Source organism: Kordiimonas sp., from assembly GCF_048264555.1.
Taxonomy (GTDB): domain Bacteria; phylum Pseudomonadota; class Alphaproteobacteria; order Sphingomonadales; family Kordiimonadaceae; genus Kordiimonas.
Window position 1 is genome coordinate 624,716 of sequence record NZ_JBLXCX010000002.1, and the last position, 16,324, is coordinate 641,039.

16 protein-coding genes and 1 tRNA gene are annotated in these 16,324 nt (G+C 52.8%); 2 read left to right on the forward strand and 15 right to left on the reverse strand.

The genetic code is table 11. The features are described from left to right. Positions 1 to 4 precede the first annotated feature (4 nt). From scpA to ACN0XZ_RS08035, 5 genes are all read right to left on the reverse strand, one after another. On the reverse strand, positions 5 to 2,158 hold the full coding sequence (scpA, locus tag ACN0XZ_RS08015; protein ID WP_417457212.1) for a methylmalonyl-CoA mutase: 2,154 nt from the start codon (positions 2,156 to 2,158) through the stop codon (positions 5 to 7). Beyond that, positions 2,155 to 4,002 (reverse strand): methylmalonyl-CoA mutase family protein, encoded by a 1,848-nt coding sequence (locus ACN0XZ_RS08020; protein WP_417457213.1) that lies wholly within the window; start codon positions 4,000 to 4,002, stop codon positions 2,155 to 2,157. Before ACN0XZ_RS08020 ends, scpA begins: the two co-directional genes overlap by 4 nt. Before the next feature lie 13 nt (positions 4,003 to 4,015). Then, positions 4,016 to 4,813 carry a sulfite exporter TauE/SafE family protein gene (locus tag ACN0XZ_RS08025; RefSeq protein ID WP_417457577.1) on the reverse strand — a complete coding sequence of 266 codons (798 nt, stop codon included), beginning with the start codon at positions 4,811 to 4,813 and terminating at the stop codon, positions 4,016 to 4,018. Positions 4,814 to 4,978: 165 nt separating this feature from the next. Continuing rightward, positions 4,979 to 5,055 (reverse strand) — tRNA-Pro (locus ACN0XZ_RS08030). A gap of 87 nt (positions 5,056 to 5,142) precedes the next feature. Next, on the reverse strand, positions 5,143 to 6,732 hold the full coding sequence (locus tag ACN0XZ_RS08035; RefSeq protein ID WP_417457214.1) for a Rieske (2Fe-2S) protein: 1,590 nt from the start codon (positions 6,730 to 6,732) through the stop codon (positions 5,143 to 5,145). Positions 6,733 to 6,920: 188 nt separating this feature from the next. Here ACN0XZ_RS08035 and ACN0XZ_RS08040 point away from each other — a divergent pair, with 188 nt between their 5' ends. Beyond that, positions 6,921 to 7,550: a helix-turn-helix transcriptional regulator gene (locus ACN0XZ_RS08040; protein ID WP_417457215.1), complete on the forward strand. Its 630-nt coding sequence runs from the start codon at positions 6,921 to 6,923 to the stop codon at positions 7,548 to 7,550. Between the two features lie 14 nt (positions 7,551 to 7,564). On the opposite strand, the gene ACN0XZ_RS08045 is transcribed toward ACN0XZ_RS08040, so the two are convergent. From ACN0XZ_RS08045 to ACN0XZ_RS08065, 5 genes are all read right to left on the reverse strand, one after another. Beyond that, entirely contained in the window at positions 7,565 to 8,026 is a 462-nt protein-coding gene (locus tag ACN0XZ_RS08045; protein ID WP_417457578.1) for a MerR family transcriptional regulator, read from the reverse strand. A gap of 25 nt (positions 8,027 to 8,051) precedes the next feature. After that, positions 8,052 to 8,342 (reverse strand): integration host factor subunit alpha, encoded by a 291-nt coding sequence (locus tag ACN0XZ_RS08050; protein ID WP_417457216.1) that lies wholly within the window; start codon positions 8,340 to 8,342, stop codon positions 8,052 to 8,054. Positions 8,343 to 8,513: 171 nt separating this feature from the next. Continuing rightward, on the reverse strand, positions 8,514 to 9,566 hold the full coding sequence (gene plsX, locus ACN0XZ_RS08055) for a phosphate acyltransferase PlsX (protein WP_417457217.1): 1,053 nt from the start codon (positions 9,564 to 9,566) through the stop codon (positions 8,514 to 8,516). Positions 9,567 to 9,684: 118 nt separating this feature from the next. Then, entirely contained in the window at positions 9,685 to 10,233 is a 549-nt protein-coding gene (locus ACN0XZ_RS08060) for a YceD family protein (protein ID WP_417457218.1), read from the reverse strand. A 22-nt stretch (positions 10,234 to 10,255) separates the two neighbouring features. After that, complete coding sequence (locus ACN0XZ_RS08065) at positions 10,256 to 10,795, reverse strand: ubiquinol-cytochrome C chaperone family protein (protein ID WP_417457219.1); 540 nt, start codon at positions 10,793 to 10,795, stop codon at positions 10,256 to 10,258. 177 nt (positions 10,796 to 10,972) lie between these two features. Here ACN0XZ_RS08065 and ACN0XZ_RS08070 point away from each other — a divergent pair, with 177 nt between their 5' ends. Further along, positions 10,973 to 11,464, forward strand: coding sequence for an outer membrane protein assembly factor BamE (locus ACN0XZ_RS08070; protein ID WP_417457220.1), 492 nt, complete (start codon positions 10,973 to 10,975; stop codon positions 11,462 to 11,464). Between the two features lie 75 nt (positions 11,465 to 11,539). Here the strand turns inward: ACN0XZ_RS08070 and ACN0XZ_RS08075 are convergent, their stop codons facing one another. The 5 genes from ACN0XZ_RS08075 to ACN0XZ_RS08095 all read right to left on the reverse strand — a co-directional run bounded on the left by ACN0XZ_RS08075 (position 11,540) and on the right by ACN0XZ_RS08095 (position 16,313). Beyond that, positions 11,540 to 13,627 (reverse strand): sodium-translocating pyrophosphatase, encoded by a 2,088-nt coding sequence (locus tag ACN0XZ_RS08075; protein ID WP_417457221.1) that lies wholly within the window; start codon positions 13,625 to 13,627, stop codon positions 11,540 to 11,542. A 242-nt stretch (positions 13,628 to 13,869) separates the two neighbouring features. Beyond that, on the reverse strand, positions 13,870 to 14,376 hold the full coding sequence (locus tag ACN0XZ_RS08080; RefSeq protein ID WP_417457222.1) for a hypothetical protein: 507 nt from the start codon (positions 14,374 to 14,376) through the stop codon (positions 13,870 to 13,872). 17 nt (positions 14,377 to 14,393) lie between these two features. After that, a complete protein-coding gene (thiL, locus tag ACN0XZ_RS08085; RefSeq protein WP_417457223.1) occupies positions 14,394 to 15,353 on the reverse strand; it encodes a thiamine-phosphate kinase in 960 nt (319 codons plus the stop codon). Between the two features lie 55 nt (positions 15,354 to 15,408). Then, positions 15,409 to 15,873, reverse strand: a complete 465-nt coding sequence (gene nusB, locus ACN0XZ_RS08090; RefSeq protein WP_417457224.1) for a transcription antitermination factor NusB — start codon at positions 15,871 to 15,873, stop codon at positions 15,409 to 15,411. Beyond that, the gene (locus ACN0XZ_RS08095) at positions 15,873 to 16,313 is read right to left on the reverse strand and encodes a 6,7-dimethyl-8-ribityllumazine synthase (protein WP_417457225.1); all 441 of its coding nucleotides are present in this window, start codon (positions 16,311 to 16,313) and stop codon (positions 15,873 to 15,875) included. Before ACN0XZ_RS08095 ends, nusB begins: the two co-directional genes overlap by 1 nt. Positions 16,314 to 16,324: the final 11 nt, after the last annotated feature.

Genomic DNA, 16,324 nt, shown 5'->3' on the forward strand with positions numbered 1-16,324 from the left:
CCTCCTAAACTACAGACTGCTCGTATCCGAGCCGCTTGTTGAGCTTATCGATCAACTCACCTGCCGCATCTGCAATGACAGTGCCTGGAGGAAATATAGCCTCTGCTCCCGCTTTATAGAGCGCCTCATAGTCCTGCGGCGGGATAACACCACCCGCAACGATCATGATGTCTTCGCGGCCCAATGCTTTCAACTCGGTTTTAAGGGCGGGCACAAGCGTGAGGTGCCCCGCTGCCAGCGAGGAAGCGCCGATGATATGAACGTCATTCTCTACAGCTTGCCTCGCAGCCTCTGCTGGTGTCTGGAACAGTGGGCCAATATCAACATCAAAACCGAGATCCGCGAACGCAGATGCTATCACCTTCTGACCACGGTCATGGCCATCCTGCCCCATCTTGGCGACAAGGATACGAGGACGACGACCGTCTGCGGCCTCAAATTCATCCACAAGTGCATGAACCCGCTTCACAGCCGGATTATTTTTACCCACCTCAGCTTTATACACACCTGTCACAGCCCTGATCTCCGCCTTGTGGCGACCATAAACCTTCTCCAGCGCGTCGGTAATCTCTCCAACCGTTGCCTTTGCCCGCGCAGCGTCTATCGCAAGTGCGAGCAGGTTACCCTCGCCTCTTTCCGCCGCGTTCGTCAAGGCATCAAGGCTTAGATCAACATCACTTTGGTTTCTCTCAGCTCTCAAACGTTTCAGTTTTTCAAGTTGCGCCGTGCGCACTGCCGTGTTGTCTACCTTCAGGACATCAACTTCCTCAACCTCATCCAGTTGATATTTGTTAACGCCTACCACCGTTTGACGGCCACTATCGATGCGCGCTTGCGTACGGGCGGCTGCATCCTCAATGCGAAGCTTTGGTATGCCTGCCTCGATTGCTTTAGCCATACCGCCTTGCGCCTCAACCTCTTCGATATGAGCCCAGGCTTTAGCTGCGAGTTCTGCGGTCAGTTTTTCAACATAATAGCTCCCGCCCCATGGGTCGATCACGCGGTTTGTACCCGTCTCCTGCTGGATAAAGAGCTGAGTATTGCGTGCAATGCGGGCGGAGAAGTCAGTTGGCAGGGCCAATGCTTCATCAAGTGCGTTTGTGTGCAGGCTTTGGGTATGCCCATGCGCGGCAGCCAACGCTTCAATACAAGTTCGGCTTACGTTATTATAGACATCTTGCGCGGTCAGGGACCAGCCCGATGTTTGGCAGTGCGTGCGCAGAGAGAGCGACTTCGGGTTTTTCGGGTCAAACTGTTTCACGAGCTTGGCCCACAGCATGCGGGCCGCTCGCATCTTAGCAACTTCCATGAAATAGTTCATACCTATCGCCCAGAAGAAGCTGAGACGTGGTGCAAAGGCATCTACATTCATGCCGGCTTCAATACCCGCACGAATATACTCCACCCCATCAGCGAGCGTATATGCCAGTTCAAGGTCCGCGGTCGCCCCAGCTTCCTGCATATGATAGCCGGAGATAGAGATTGAATTAAACTTCGGCATATTCTCTGAGGTATAGGCGAAGATGTCAGAGATAATGCGCATTGAGGGAGCCGGCGGGAAAATATAGGTATTCCGCACCATAAACTCCTTAAGAATATCGTTCTGGATGGTCCCCGCTAGCTTATCAGGGCTCACACCTTGTTCTTCAGCCGCGACAACATAAAGCGCAAGAATGGGCAACACGGCACCATTCATGGTCATGGAAACAGACATCTGATCAAGCGGGATACCGCTGAAAAGGGTGCGCATGTCATAGATGCTGTCGATCGCCACACCCGCCATGCCCACGTCACCGACAACGCGCGGATGATCGCTATCATATCCCCGGTGAGTAGCCAAATCGAACGCAACCGAAAGCCCCTTTTGCCCCGCGGCCAAATTGCGGCGGTAAAAGGCATTACTATCTTCTGCTGTTGAAAAGCCTGCGTACTGACGGATGGTCCAAGGCCTTTGCACATACATTGTGGGGTACGGGCCCCTCAGGAAGGGGGCAATGCCTGGCCGGGTATTGAGAAAATCCAGTTCCGCAGTATCGCTCTCGCTATAACTAGGTTTCAGGTTGATTCCCTCCGGCGTCAGCCATTCATCCTGTCTACGGGAAGCGTCACTTGCTACTGGTTCGAACGAAACCTGGGTGAAATCAGGGATACGGCTCATGATTTCTCTCCCAGCAACTCATAAACACGCCCAAGAATGTCAAGCACGTCACACCCCATGTAGATCATCTCGTCCACGCCTGCTGCCTGCAATGCTTCGAGATTACTCGGTCTTCCGGCAAGGAAAACCCGGCCACATCCCGCGCCTTTCAACGTTTCTGCGGCAGATAAACCCACATCTCCATATTGCCCATCTGTCCCACAGATGACGGCAAAACTTGCTCCGCTTTCCTCATAGGCACGCTTCAGTAAATCCATGTCGGTAAAACCCTCGCTGGGTATCGCCTCAATACCACCGGCCTCAAAGAAGCTTTTTGCAAATGTTGCACGGGCGGTGAAATCTGCTGGGCGTCCTAAACCGGCAATAAATATTCTCGGGCGTTTACCCCAATCCGCATATAGGGCATCGCTTTTGGCTCTCAGCTCCTCAAATTCCTCTGCAAGGCGATGGAAGGGAAGCGGAGAAAGTGTCTCTCTCGCAGAGACACTTTCGGGTGGCAAAGAAGGCGGCGGTGTTACATCCCGCAATGGCTTCTCATTGATATCCGGGAACTCGGAAACACCAGTGATAGGGTCTTTCCGGTTGGCAATATTCCTGCGGCGCTCCAGCCACGACGCCTCGATCTCGTTCGCGAGAAAACCGGAACGAAGAACTGAAAGAGCACCACCGTCACTTTCAATGTTTTGAAATATTTTCCATGCCTTATCACATAATTCTGACGTGAAAGATTCAATGGCGTATGAACCAGCAGCAGGGTCATCCATGCGCGAAAGGCTGCTTTCATCAGACAGGATGATCTGAATGTTGCGTGCGATCCTGCGCGCCGACTTACCACTAACGCCAAGCAGAGTGTCATGTGGCAACACTGTAATCGAGCTAGCGCCCCCAACCCCGGCGGCGAAACAAGCCGCAGTGCCACGCAGCACGTTCACCCATGGGTCCTTCACTGTCAGCATTCTGAGGCTGGTTACCGCATTCAGACGAGTTTCTTTCGCGCCAACCACACCGCAGCTTTCAAGCACCTTAGCCCACACCCTGCGAGCAGCACGAAACTTTGCCATGCCAATAAATATATCCGCGTCGGCCGCAAGGGTAAGTTCTATGGCATCTGCAGCGGCCTGTATTGACATGCCTACCTGCTCCATCGCGCGCATATATGCCACACCCGTTGCCACTGTCATTGCAAGCTCTTGCGCCTCGGCCGCTCCAGCCGAATGGTATACAGACCCATCTACGTTGAATGTGCTGATACCCGGATAGGAGTTTCCGGCTGCTATTGAGGCTGCTGTGCGAAGTGCCACGTCCAAATCGTGTCTCAACCTGCCCGTCTGAGCGAGTGTACCGATCGGATCTACACCCAGTGTGCCACTGTAAGCCTCTACATCATGGCCATCGGCTTTCAAAAGCGCCATCATAGCCTCTGACGCTGCTTCAAATTCTTCACCTGGCAACAACTGAAAACGTGCCATGTTAAGATAGACGCCATTGAGGGCGGCCTTTAATTCGCTCAAATCAAGACCAGGAAATGCCCCAGCCTTCAAACGGATAGCGAATCCACTCGCGCCGCGTTCAAGGTCTTCAAGCAGATCAGCATTCACACGCGCGGGATCATCGCTCCAGTGCGGTGTCATGATATGCCATTCGCCGCTTCGAGATATCGTATGGGTGTCTATGCGAGCATTATCCGGCGTATAAAGCGCTTCTATTGCTATGCCATCATAGGTACTACTGCGCATGACCTTGTCATAGGGCTTACCCGCCAATGCCTTTTCAACCAACGCCATCCATTGGGCGTTGTCGGCTTCAGGAAAATCCGCTGCAAGACTTAGTTTATCATTTGTCATATTGATCCCTCACTCAAACAGCGGTGACGAGCCGAACTGTCGCCAATACAAGAAATAGCCCAAAGGCGATGCTCAAAAGACGCTTGGGTAAACGATGCGCTACTTTAGCACCAACCGGCGCCATAATCACAGCGGCAATAGCCACTACAAAGGCTGATGGCAGATGAATAAAACCCGCGGTCCCTAACGGCATTCCCTCAATGTTCCAGCCACCGAATAGGTAGCCCAAGCCGGCGGATACACTGATCACCAAGCCTGCGAGCGCCGCCGTGCCAACCGCGCGGTGAATAGGCACCCCAAAGAGCGTCATGTACGGCACCGAAAAACTGCCTCCGCCTATCCCCATAACTGCGGAGAAAAAACCAATCAGGCCGGGCCCAAAGAAGCGGAAGGCACCTCTTGGTAAATCATCGCCAATACGCCAGCGGTCTAGTGGGAGCAACATCTTGGCCGCCAGAAAAGCCGCCAGCGTTGCAAAAAAATACACAAGCTCTACCGTCTTCAAAGTTTTCGCGAAAGAACTGCCAAGGACGGCACCGATAGCAATAGCCCACCACCAGTCTTTCACGATCTTCCAATCAACGCCGCCCTTTCGGTGATGGGCCCACACGCTGGACATATTCGTCGCGATAATAATGGTCAGCGATGTGGCGATCGCAACATGCATCCGCCATTCAAACGGCACGTCAATCTCTGCATAAACCAGAAAGAGCGCGGGAATGGTGACAATACCGCCCCCAATGCCCAAAAGCCCAGCAAGAAACCCTGCCACCAGTCCGGCGCCAATGAGAGGCAAACTGTGCAAAAGCATCTGTTCCAACTGGCCCTTCCCTCCTATGAAGCAGATTGCACTTTTTGTGCAGCGCGATAACGTTTGCCGCACTTTAGTGCAGTGCAGCAAAATCGCAAGAAAGAATCTTTCACATTAATCGGCATAAAAAAACCACTGTATCCAGATGGATACAGTGGTCTCTTTTGGTCGGGAAGACAGGATTTGAACCTGCGACCCCCACACCCCCAGTGTGATGCGCTACCAGGCTGCGCTACTTCCCGATGATAAGATGGTTTTCCATCAAGGGCTTGGGTGGCGCGGACTATAGCCTTCGCCTATCTGGCGTGCAACCAGCTTTTTCCAAAAAATTAGCCCTCTCGCATCACTGTCTCATACGCCTGAAAAGCGGTACGGGCGGCATGCCGTTTCCGAAGTCGGCTTGAAAGATACCGGTTCAGAGCTGCAAGCACGAGGTCAGCTGTTTTCGCACTCACGAGCGCAACCAGATTTTCACAGGCAAGGATCATCTTAAGGCGGTGTACTGCGAAAATATACTCACCCTCATCCATATCAAAAAGTGCTTCTTTTTGCATTTTTAAGAAGGTAACAGCATCCTCAACACGCCATGCGTCTATGTCACCCGCGCCCAGGAAGGCTTTATTCCGCCCCACGAAGCACGCTAGCTGCATGAGGCCCGATTGCCATAACTTGCTGTCATGTGATGCGTGAAAATGCACTGCTTCCGCGAACGTCAGTGCATGTGTAAAGTCGAGCCATCCAATATTCTTTGCGATCGGCTGCTTCACAATGTTCTGTCGCTCAAGATCAAAATGGAGCATGTTGAGCGCGCAGGCTGCGACCAAGGTGTCCCATGTCTCCTGATGTCTGGCGGACGAAGCTGCCGTCAGCGCCATGGCGTTTCTCACACCTTGCCCTGAGAGGTTATCCGTCGCCGAAGGACAGGCGTTGCCGGGCTCCAGCTTCAGATAGTCAGAGAATCCCCGGAATTCAGGAATTAGGTCTTCGCGAGCAGCCAGACAAAGATAGCGAGCAATCTGCAACGAAAGCGGCTCGCTCACCTCCTGCCCCAGCCGATCAATAAGCTGTTCAGCCTTCATGATATAGATCGCAGGGTGGCCAAAACCTGCGTAGTGATTAAACACCACCTTTAGAAACAAAGGTTTGAGGTCATCAAAGCCAAAACCTGCCGTATATGCGGCGTGCACATATGCAAGAGACAGAGGTTGATCCATCGCCTCAATCGCAGCAACAAGACCGGAAGCATTCCACCTTACTGGTTGCCCAATGGAAGACGGCTTGGCGCTATACATGCCGTCGTATGAGAAATGGCCAAGCGCCTCCAACAAAGCCACGCGCTCCACTGCCGGATACGCCTCAGCTAAAGTAAGCCAATCAGCCAAACCCGCATGGGCATGCCCTATGCCACGCTCAAAACGCGGCAGACTCCACTTTATGATATAGCGCGCAAGGTCATCTCCTGTCTCACCCGCAGCTCCTAATCGCGCGATAGAACGCGCGATACGCTCATAGTCGTGCTCAGCAACAGCTTCGCCAAGCTCCGCATAGGCTGCTCGGCGGCGGGCTTCAGGCGGCACTGGCGTTACATCAACCCAGATTTCGCCGCCCCGCCGCTCAACGGGATATGTTTTCACAGCGTCCCTGCCCTGCAAAGCCTTGCCAGACCTAAGGTCGAACGTCCAGCCATGCCAATTACAGGCGAGCTTGCAGTCCTTTTTCAGGCTTCCCTCAACTAGAGGGTAGCCCTCGTGTGGGCATCCATTATTGATGGCAAAAATTTCGCCATCCACCTCAAACAGAGCGATCTGCCGCCCACCGTGTTTTACGACAGCGCGACCTTTCTCTTTAAGGTCCGGAACGCGACCCAGATTGACAAAACCTTCATCGACGGCAGTAATTCTTTTGGTTTGCGCGCCCATGTACCTTCTCCTCGCTTACGTAACTCGGCCCTGATTTCGCTGTATTCTATCCACGCGAGCTCACGATTCATCGCGGCCTACTTTTATAAAGAAAATTATTTAATAAATGTCATATATGATACAACTTGATTTATGCAACATATTTCTTTAGAAAAATGTCTCGATAGATATAGGCAAGTGAAATACCCATGGGAACTACACGCGAAACAATCCTTACAGAGCTGAAACGGCGCGGCCACGCACGCGCTGACGACCTCGCCAAAACCCTCGATTTGACAGCAATGGCGGTGCGACAGCACCTCTATCAACTGCAGGACGAAGGTGCAGTAGTTTGCTGTACCAGCCCCAGTGGGCGTGGACGTCCAGCTAAACATTGGGAACTCACGGATAAAGCCGATGTCTATTTCCCGGACGCACACCGCGAGTTATCTCTCGACCTGATCGACAGCATCCGAACCCTTATGGGTAAGGAAGGTCTTGAAAGATTGGTCGCGCATCGAACAGAAAAACAAAGTGAGCGTTACCGCACGATTATGGGCGACAACAAAGCCCTGAAAGATCGACTTGAGGTGATCGCGAAAGAGCGCAGCCGCGAAGGCTACATGGCCGAGGTACGAGAAACTGACGACGGAGATTTCCTGCTTCTCGAGAACCACTGCCCTGTATGTGAAGCCGCAAAAGCGTGCAGCGGCTTATGCAACAAAGAGCTTAGCCTGTTTCAAGAGCTGGTTAAGGGTAAAGCCACGGTGGAGCGTGAAGAACATATACTCTCAGGCGCACGGCGCTGTGCTTACCGCATCCACCCAACCTCAGACTAGGATATATGGGCAGCTTAGTTCAGGCGTGCGCGAATGGCTTTTAGGTCGGCAAGCAAGTCTTTGAGCCCAGAATGGTCCGTGACCTCATCGCCAATCTGCTCATCTTTGCCCGCTTCGACATCTGGCTCTGGGTTAGCCGGTTGGAGCTGCTCCGTACTAGCGTCGTCCTCCAGCCCTAATGCCTGAGCTACTGTTGAGCGCAGCCCTTGCGCCTTAAAAAGCTTCTGCACACCTTTGATTGTATACCCGTCCGAATGCAAAAGCGCCTTAATCGCACGCAACAACATCACGTCATCGGGCCGATAGTACCGCCGGTTGCCGCCACGTTTTAAAGGTTTGATCTGTGAAAACTTGCTCTCCCAAAAACGGAGAACGTGTTGCGGTAGGTCAAGCTCGTCCGCAACTTCTGAAATTGTCCGAAACGCTTCGCGGCCCTTTTCGCCGCGCGGTCTGTCGCGACCGTCGTCTGCTGGCATACTCACGCCGCATTCCTCCTGCACATCAAGCGTTGATGTGATCTTTCATCACTTGGCTTGGGCGGAAGACAAGAACCCTGCGCGGATCAATTGGCACTTCTTCACCGGTTTTAGGGTTACGACCCATACGGCCATTTTTCTGACGAACAAGGAAACTGCCGAACGAAGAAATCTTCACGTTTTCTCCCGCTACCAAGCAATCAGAAACTTCACCGAGCACAGCTTCAACGAGATCAGCAGACTCGTTTCTAGAAAGCCCCACTTCTTCGTATACCGCTTCTGTCAGGTCTGCACGGGTAAGTGTTTTTTCACTCATATCTGCCTCCGCTGCGTCAACGCCCCTGAGGTCGAATTGGGGCCCTAGCGGAAAATGCTAGTGCAAGCAAAGGGGACTGTCAATCCAGTAGCCCGCGTTTAGCCTTTATTTTGAATGGTTTACAGACCTTCGTTGACACAAAATGATACATATAAATCACAGATGTATCTTTTATGCCGCGCCTGCAGCCTCCGTATCAGCCGAATCCGCCGGTATTTGTTCCAGATCTTCACTGATAAGCCGAATCAGATCGTTCTGCGCCATGTCGATAGCAGACGTAACCGCAGAGGCAAAACCGTGGGCATTTGCACCGCCATGGCTTTTCATGACCAACCCGTTAAGACCAAGGAAAACGCCGCCATTATGATTGTTCGGGTCAAGGTGGTCCCGAAGTGAGCGCAAGCCGTGGCGTGACAGGAGGTAACCAAGCTTGGTAGAGATGGATGACCGGAACGCACGACCAAGCAGTTCCGTCATCAGCCTTGCGGTTCCTTCCGCCATCTTCAGCGCCACGTTCCCGGTAAAGCCGTCGGTCACGACAACGTCCACGACCCCTGCCCCGATATCGTTACCCTCAACAAACCCCGTGAACTGTAGTGGCAGGTGCTCGGATGCCCGTAACACTTCCGCAGCCGCACGAATGCTATCTTTGCCCTTCAGGTCTTCAACACCCACGTTCAAAAGTGCAACAGTCGGGTTCGAAAGCCCCAACACTGTGCGTACGTAGGCCGCACCCATGATAGCAAACTGCACAAGGTTATTCGCATCGCATTCCACGTTGGCGCCAAGATCAAGCATCACACTCTCACCGCGCAATGTTGGCAGTGGTGACGTCAATGCCGGCCTATCGATTCCCGGCATGGTACGCAGGATGAACTTAGAGAGAGCCATCAAGGCTCCGGTGTTTCCAGCTGAAATCGCGACATCTGCCGAACCATCTTTAACAGCCTGCAATGCAAGCCCCATAGACGAATTGCGACCCCGACGAAGTGCCTGAGATGGCTTCATGTCGCTGGTGACGACTTCCTCGGTATGAAACACTTCACTGGCGGCGGCTAATTCCTGATGAGCCTCGAGAAGCGGTTTTATCTGCGCTTCATCGCCATAAATGTGAAATCGTGTTCCTGGAAATAGTGTGCGCGCCTGCGCGATGCCTTCAATGACCATGCCTGGCGCATGGTCCCCCCCCATGGCATCGACTGCGATCGTTACTTCTTTTGCCACGAATTATTATCCAATCTCAAACGTTGGCCCGTGCTTTTATTATACTTGAGATGCGACAGGTAACAAACCTGACACAATTACCCTTCTTGGGCAGACCATAGCGAATTTAACGGCTACTTCAAGATTCGTCACGCAGCTTCTCAAGAACAGCAAACGGATTTGGTCGCTTTTCCTGTGGTTCGTTGACAGAAATTCCCTTTTTATTTTCGATATTTAATTCAACACCCTCAGCTCGCGGATAAGGATTCATATTGATCGAAAGTGTTTGGGCAATCACGTCCCCCAAGGGAATTTTACCGTCTTCAATCGCATCATACTCTGGTGCGTCTGGATCTAGATAGACTTCTTCTTCATCCATGCGGTCAGCCATCTCCGGCTCTACCAACATCAAGGTAAAATCAGTGGCGACATCTTCGTGTACAGCCTCAAGCGTCACTACGCAGCGCTGTGTCAGCGAAGCCCTGAGGCTACCTGACACAAAAATCCCCTGCGCTTCACCTTGGTCTTTAACCTCAACATCCGCCCTAAAATTCGCGAGATCAATAAGACCAAAGCGCTCCGTAAGCACAGCGCGCTCCGCATCACTCGCCTCAAAGGTATATTTGCGGCCCGAACGATCAACCTCATCCGCTACCAGGACAAAATCGAGGGAAATGTTGGTGCTCATGATCTTATCCTTCCAATTTTTTTTAACCACGCTTATCAAACGCGGGGAACTCAAATGATATCGACTTCATTTCAGCGAGGCTATAGCCCGCGAGTTTTTCCTGAGCGGAAATCATGTATTGTGCAACTGCAGAAGCTTTTGGTGCGTTGTCCCGCTTATAGAGGTTGCGCCGAACTGCCTCGGTTAGAGCTGTTACTTTGTCCTCAGCCTCAAGTGCCGCACCATATGCCTTCAGGCGGCCAAACCATGCTACACCCATTTTTTTGACTTCCCGGCCAATGCCCATATCTCCGACCCCCATCTCACGGAGAGAACGGTCCATGTCTGCAACCATGGCTTCTTGCAGCTGTTGGCGCAATTTCGCGGTTACGTCACCGTCACGCCCTAGCCTGTTTTGAATGAGAAACATATGGACGAGGATCATGTCGAAGCGACCGTCAAGCGTATCGGCAACATCATAATCTGTATAAAAATCAGGCTGCCGAGCCTGAGCAACGAGCTTACCATATATCGCGTAAGCCGTCTTCTTACTCGCCATCCCTGCGGCCAAACGCCCAAACATGTTTTGTCCTCCAAATCGCCGTAATCTGTACTTATGGCAAAAACAGCCCACTTTTGGTGTGCGCCGAGCTGATAAATCGCCGAGGCTCTAACACGGAGCCTTGCGCCATGCAATGGTGGCGGTTATTAAGGCAAAGGCAAGTTTTGATCCGCAAGCGACGGAAAGTAGGTTTACACGATGACAACACGATTTAAAGCCCGCACTTCTACCCCTGTTTTGCTGTGTGTTGCAGCGGGCTTGGCCCTTTCCGCCTGTGGTAATGGCCGCATGGTTCGCGGCTATGTTTTTGACAAGCAACTCGCAGATGCTATTCAGCCCGGCGTTGATAACCGGCAGTCTGTAGAATCCACCCTTGGTACGCCAACGGTTCGTGCGGCTTTTAACGAGAACAAATGGTACTATGTATCCACCACCGTGCGGGTACGCCCCGTTTTCTGGCCCGACCCAAAAGAACATCGCGTTATGGCCGTCGCCTTTAACGACAAAGGTGTTGTAACAGATGTTGAAAACTTTGACCTAAGCGACATGCGCAGCGTAAACCCGGTTGGAGACAAAACACCAACCCGCGGCCGTGACCTCAACTTCTTCCAGCAGATTTTTGGAAACGTTGGCCGTTTCTCAGGCGCTGCTCCGGTTGGCTCAGGCCCGACCCGTGGCCCGAACGGCTAGATACCTGAATTCAGGCATACGCTAATAGAAAAAGCCCCGGCAAAACCGGGGCTTTCTTGTTTGTGTATAGTGTTTTTAGTGCGCCAGCATCGCCAACAGCAGTAGCGCCACGATATTGGTGATTTTGATCATTGGGTTCACAGCTGGGCCAGCCGTATCCTTGTATGGATCACCAACCGTATCACCCGTCACTGCGGCTTTGTGGGCTTCAGACCCTTTGCCACCGTGGTTGCCGTCCTCAATGTATTTCTTGGCGTTATCCCATGCACCGCCACCTGCGGTCATGGAAAGCGCCACAAAGAGGCCGCCAACGATCACACCAAGAAGAAGCGCACCAAGCGCAGCAAACGCTGCGCCCTGCCCCGCGATGGCATTGATCACATAGTAGATCACAACCGGTGCGGCCACTGGCAACAGGCTCGGAATAACCATTTCCTTGATCGCAGCTTTGGTGAGGAGGTCAACAGATCGTGCGTAATCTGGCTTGGACGTACCCGCCATGATACCTGGATTTTCACGAAACTGAGCCCGGACCTCTTCAACAACCGCACCGCCTGCACGACCAACAGCCATCATGCCCATTGCACCGAACAGATACGGCAGCAGCGCACCCATGAATAGCCCAACAACCACATATGGATTGGAAAGGCCGAAGTCTACCGTCACATGACTGAAGTAGGTGTTGAGATCAGCCGTATAGGCCCCGAAAAGCACAAGTGCTGCAAGGCCTGCAGAACCGATAGCATAGCCTTTGGTCACCGCTTTTGTGGTATTGCCAACAGCATCCAGCGCATCGGTGCGGCCACGAACCTCGTCGTCCAAGCCAGCCATCTCTGCGATACCGCCTGCGTTATCGGTAACGGGCCCGTAAGCATCAAGCGCCACGACCATCCCTGCAAGAGCAAGCATTGCAGTCGCAGCAAAGCCAAGCCCAAGAATACCGGCAAGGTTATAGGCAATAATGATACCAGCACAGATCACGATCGCAGGAAGCGCCGTTGCTTCCATGGAAACAGCCAAACCTTGAATAACATTGGTACCGTGACCAGTCTCGGATGCTTTAGCGATAGAACGCACTGGGCGGTAGTCGGTACCGGTGTAATATTCCGTGATCCAGATGATCACCCCGGTTACCACCAAGCCTACAAGGCCGCAGTAATAGAGGTCGCGACCGGTAAACATGGTAGAGCCAGCCATGAAGCCTTTTTCCATGGAACCGCCAAGCGCCCAATCCATCGCGAACCACATCACAACGGCCGACAATACAGCTGTCACGATAAAGCCCTTGTATAGCGCACCCATGATCGACTGGCTTTTGCCCAGCTTCACAAAGAATGTGCCAACGATAGATGTCAGGATACACGCACCGCCAATAATGAGCGGAAGCTGCATGATCTCTGCAGCGCCCGATGCAATAAACAGTGCCGAAAGCACCATCGTAGCGCCAATGGTTACCACATAGGTTTCGAAGAGGTCTGCCGCCATACCCGCGCAATCACCAACGTTGTCACCAACGTTGTCTGCGATAACAGCCGGGTTACGAGGATCATCTTCCGGGATACCGGCTTCCACTTTACCAACAAGGTCGGCGCCCACGTCAGCGCCTTTGGTAAAGATACCACCACCGAGACGAGCAAAGATGGAAATCAGCGACGCGCCAAACCCGAGCGACACCAAACCATCGATCACCGGACGCGCGGTTGGCTCGATGCCCATTGGTCCAACTAGAATATAATAGTAACCGGCGACCGCGAGCAGCGCGAGGCCTGCAACCAGCATCCCCGTAACTGCACCAGAACGGAAAGCCATTGTCAGGCCTTCCTGTAGCCCTGTGCTGGCGGCTTGCGTCGTACGCACGTTAGCCTTCACGGAAATCAACATGCCGATGTAACCAGCAACGCCGGAAAGTACAGCACCAATCACGAACCCGAGGGTCGCCAGCTGCCCAAGTGCCAAGAAGAGGCCAATGGCAACGACCAGCCCTACAATGGCAATGGTTTTATACTGCCGGTTCAGATAGGCTTGTGCACCTTCCTGAATGGCTTTGGCGATTTCTTGCATTTTTTCGCTGCCTGCGTCGGCAGCTAGAATAGACTGACGCGTCACAATACCGTAAAGGACGGCCGCAACACCGCATCCAAGCGCGGCGTACAATACTACCATGGGATATCCCCTCCCTAAAACGAACCCAATAGCTCAGGCTTCTACAGGCGGCGATACTCCCCTACAAAAACCGCCCAGCCCTCTTCATTCTAGGCAAACCCCTTACTCCTGACTAACTCATGACTAGACAGGGTGGCCAGTGCCAACCTTAGGAAGCAAAATCAAAGCTTGCAACCGCCAAAAGCAATGCTTCAGGCGGCTAAGAGCAAACAATTGATGTTTTATGGCGGAAAGTGGTGCTTCTAGCGGTTCAATCGCATCGCATTTTTTACGAGTACGGCTTCAACCACACCCGAGCCCAGTACCTCATTGGCTTTGGCTTGTAAAACCTTGCCAACTTTATCGACATCAAGCTCAAGCGGAGAATCTTCACGCATGAGGTCAGCACGAGAGATGGCTGAAACAAAAGCGTGTTGAAGCTGTGTCTCTGCGCGACGAACAGCGATCTGACGCTCTTCACCCCGCACCTGCACAACGAGATCGATGAAGTAATTGCCGAGAAAGCGCGCACCCGAATCGGTTTTTGAATAAAGAGGTACAGCAACCCGTTCAAAATCAACGGAGAGGATCGGGCCTTTCGGGGCTTTTTTGACCTCTTCTTTCGCAGCGTCGGGACCAACACCTGCGTTCTTCGAATAATAATATCCGAGACCACCACCTAGAGCCAAACCACCCAACAGCCCTAGAATGAGAAGTACTTTGCCAGAACCACCACCCTGTGGCTCCATCGCGCTTGGGTCTTGTGCCATATCTGCGCCTTTATTCCTTAAGTTTCAAAATGTTGAAAGCCTGTGCGCTCAGTGTGCACCAGCTTGCCGTTTTGATCAATAAGACGGATGCCCGTGTTTTCGGTGATACGGCCAACAACTGCAAGAGGCACGCCGGCATCAGCGCAAACCTTTTCCAACTTAGCACGTTTTGAAACGGCAGCGGTGAACACCAGTTCATAATCGTCACCACCAGCGTAGATGCTATTTTCGTACTCCGGGTTCTGGGTAATGAGCTGCCTAACCACAGGAGACAAGGGTATATCCGCTAGGGTAACGTCTGCACCCAGGCCGGAAGCTTCTGCGATATGGCCAAGGTCAGCGAGCAGACCGTCGGAGACGTCCGCACAGGCATGTATGTGCGGTGCAAGCGTGATCCCTAGCGCAAACCGGGCTTCCGGATAGCGATACCGCTCAATAAGGCTATCGGTAGGCTCAATATGGCCTTCCAGGCATTTCAAACCAAGAGCAGCATCTCCCAGTGTGCCGGTCACGAACACTAGATCATCCACTTGAGCCCCGGACCGGCGAACCATTTTGCCGTGAGGAACTGTTCCCATCGCGGTGATGGATACCACGACGCCACTTAAACTGCGGGTCGTGTCGCCGCCAGCCAGGCGAATACCTGTCTTTTGCTGTAATTTCGCCAGCGTATCTGAAAATTTCTGAAGCCAAGCATCATCGATGGTGCCAGGAAGGCTCAAGCCGAGAAAATAATGGTTAGGCTTGGCGCCCTTAGCTGCAAGGTCCGAGAGATTTGCGGCGAGAGACTTGTGTGCGATGCTGCTGGCGGGGTCATTCCCGAAAAAATGCACACCTTCAACAAGCATATCTTTCGTAACTACAAGATCACACTCAGGCTCTACGGTTACGCACGCCGCGTCGTCTTCAAGACCCAGCCCCTCAGGCCCCGCAAGGGGCGAAAAATACCGATGAATGAGATCAAATTCGTTCGCCATGTCACCTCTAGTGATCGGCTTTCACACAAACCGGTCAGATCACACGCGAATAGCCTCAGCGTACAGCTTTCGCGATCTTGTCGAGCACGCCGTTCACAAAGGACGCTTCTGTGCGCTCATAGAACGCGTGCGCAACGTCAACATACTCGTTGATGATAACTGCCGTCGGCACATCAGGGCGGGCGATAAGCTCATAGGTTCCCGCGCGCAAAATAGCCCTTACAATTGCCTCAATGCGCTCCAGCGACCAATCTTTCGATAGGCACGGTTTGATCGCTTCATTCAATTCATCAAACCGTTGCCAAGCGCCTTCAACGATATCCGCGAACAGGTCTGCGTCTGCGTCGACATATTGCTCGCCTTCAATTTCAGCGCCAAGCCGGTGACGGACATACTCCTCTATCACCATTTTAATCTTGGGATCGTCAGACATTTCAAGTTGATAGAGCGCCTGAACAGCGCCAAGGCGCGCTGCGCTTCTTGGGCCACCGGTTACGTTCTTTTTGCGGCGTTCCGCCATTATAAAACTCCAAACTCTTGTTTATGGCCGATCATAGCCAATGCAGCTTCTGCAGCACCCGCGCCTTTATTTTTGTCACTGCGGTTTGCCCGTGCCCACGCCTGCTTGTCATCTTCTACGGTCAAAATACCGTTCCCGATAGCAAGGTTATGGTTGAGGGCAAGGTCCTGAAGGCCACGCGCACTTTCACCGCACACATAATCGTAATGTGTTGTCTCACCGCGGATTACACAGCCCAAGGCCACATAACCATCAAATGACACCTTTTCACCGTCATGAGCAAACTTGATCGCCGCAGGTATCTCGAGAGCACCCGGAACGGCTACGCGCTCCCACGTAGCGCCTACCGCCTCAATTGCTTCAATAGCGCCTGCTGCCATTTCATTGGCGAGGTCTTGATAAAAGCGCGCTTCGACAATCAATAGGTGGGGTGATGCCATAATCGGTTCCT

Bases quoted from the DNA above. Each gene is read 5' to 3' on its own strand.
- ACN0XZ_RS08080 (WP_417457222.1), bottom strand. From the start codon at position 14,376: ATGGCACAAGACCCAAGCGCGATGGAGCCACAGGGTGGTGGTTCTGGC.
- ACN0XZ_RS08075 (WP_417457221.1), bottom strand. From the start codon at position 13,627: ATGGTAGTATTGTACGCCGCGCTTGGATGCGGTGTTGCGGCCGTCCTT.
- ACN0XZ_RS08050 (WP_417457216.1), bottom strand. From the start codon at position 8,342: ATGAGTGAAAAAACACTTACCCGTGCAGACCTGACAGAAGCGGTATAC.
- ACN0XZ_RS08095 (WP_417457225.1), bottom strand. From the start codon at position 16,313: ATGGCATCACCCCACCTATTGATTGTCGAAGCGCGCTTTTATCAAGAC.
- ACN0XZ_RS08035 (WP_417457214.1), bottom strand. From the start codon at position 6,732: ATGGGCGCGCAAACCAAAAGAATTACTGCCGTCGATGAAGGTTTTGTC.
- ACN0XZ_RS08070 (WP_417457220.1), top strand. From the start codon at position 10,973: ATGACAACACGATTTAAAGCCCGCACTTCTACCCCTGTTTTGCTGTGT.
- ACN0XZ_RS08045 (WP_417457578.1), bottom strand. From the start codon at position 8,026: ATGCCAGCAGACGACGGTCGCGACAGACCGCGCGGCGAAAAGGGCCGC.
- ACN0XZ_RS08065 (WP_417457219.1), bottom strand. From the start codon at position 10,795: ATGTTTGGGCGTTTGGCCGCAGGGATGGCGAGTAAGAAGACGGCTTAC.
- thiL (WP_417457223.1), bottom strand. From the start codon at position 15,353: ATGGCGAACGAATTTGATCTCATTCATCGGTATTTTTCGCCCCTTGCG.
- ACN0XZ_RS08020 (WP_417457213.1), bottom strand. From the start codon at position 4,002: ATGACAAATGATAAACTAAGTCTTGCAGCGGATTTTCCTGAAGCCGAC.
- ACN0XZ_RS08060 (WP_417457218.1), bottom strand. From the start codon at position 10,233: ATGAGCACCAACATTTCCCTCGATTTTGTCCTGGTAGCGGATGAGGTT.
- ACN0XZ_RS08040 (WP_417457215.1), top strand. From the start codon at position 6,921: ATGGGAACTACACGCGAAACAATCCTTACAGAGCTGAAACGGCGCGGC.
- nusB (WP_417457224.1), bottom strand. From the start codon at position 15,873: ATGGCGGAACGCCGCAAAAAGAACGTAACCGGTGGCCCAAGAAGCGCA.
- scpA (WP_417457212.1), bottom strand. From the start codon at position 2,158: ATGAGCCGTATCCCTGATTTCACCCAGGTTTCGTTCGAACCAGTAGCA.
- ACN0XZ_RS08025 (WP_417457577.1), bottom strand. From the start codon at position 4,813: ATGCTTTTGCACAGTTTGCCTCTCATTGGCGCCGGACTGGTGGCAGGG.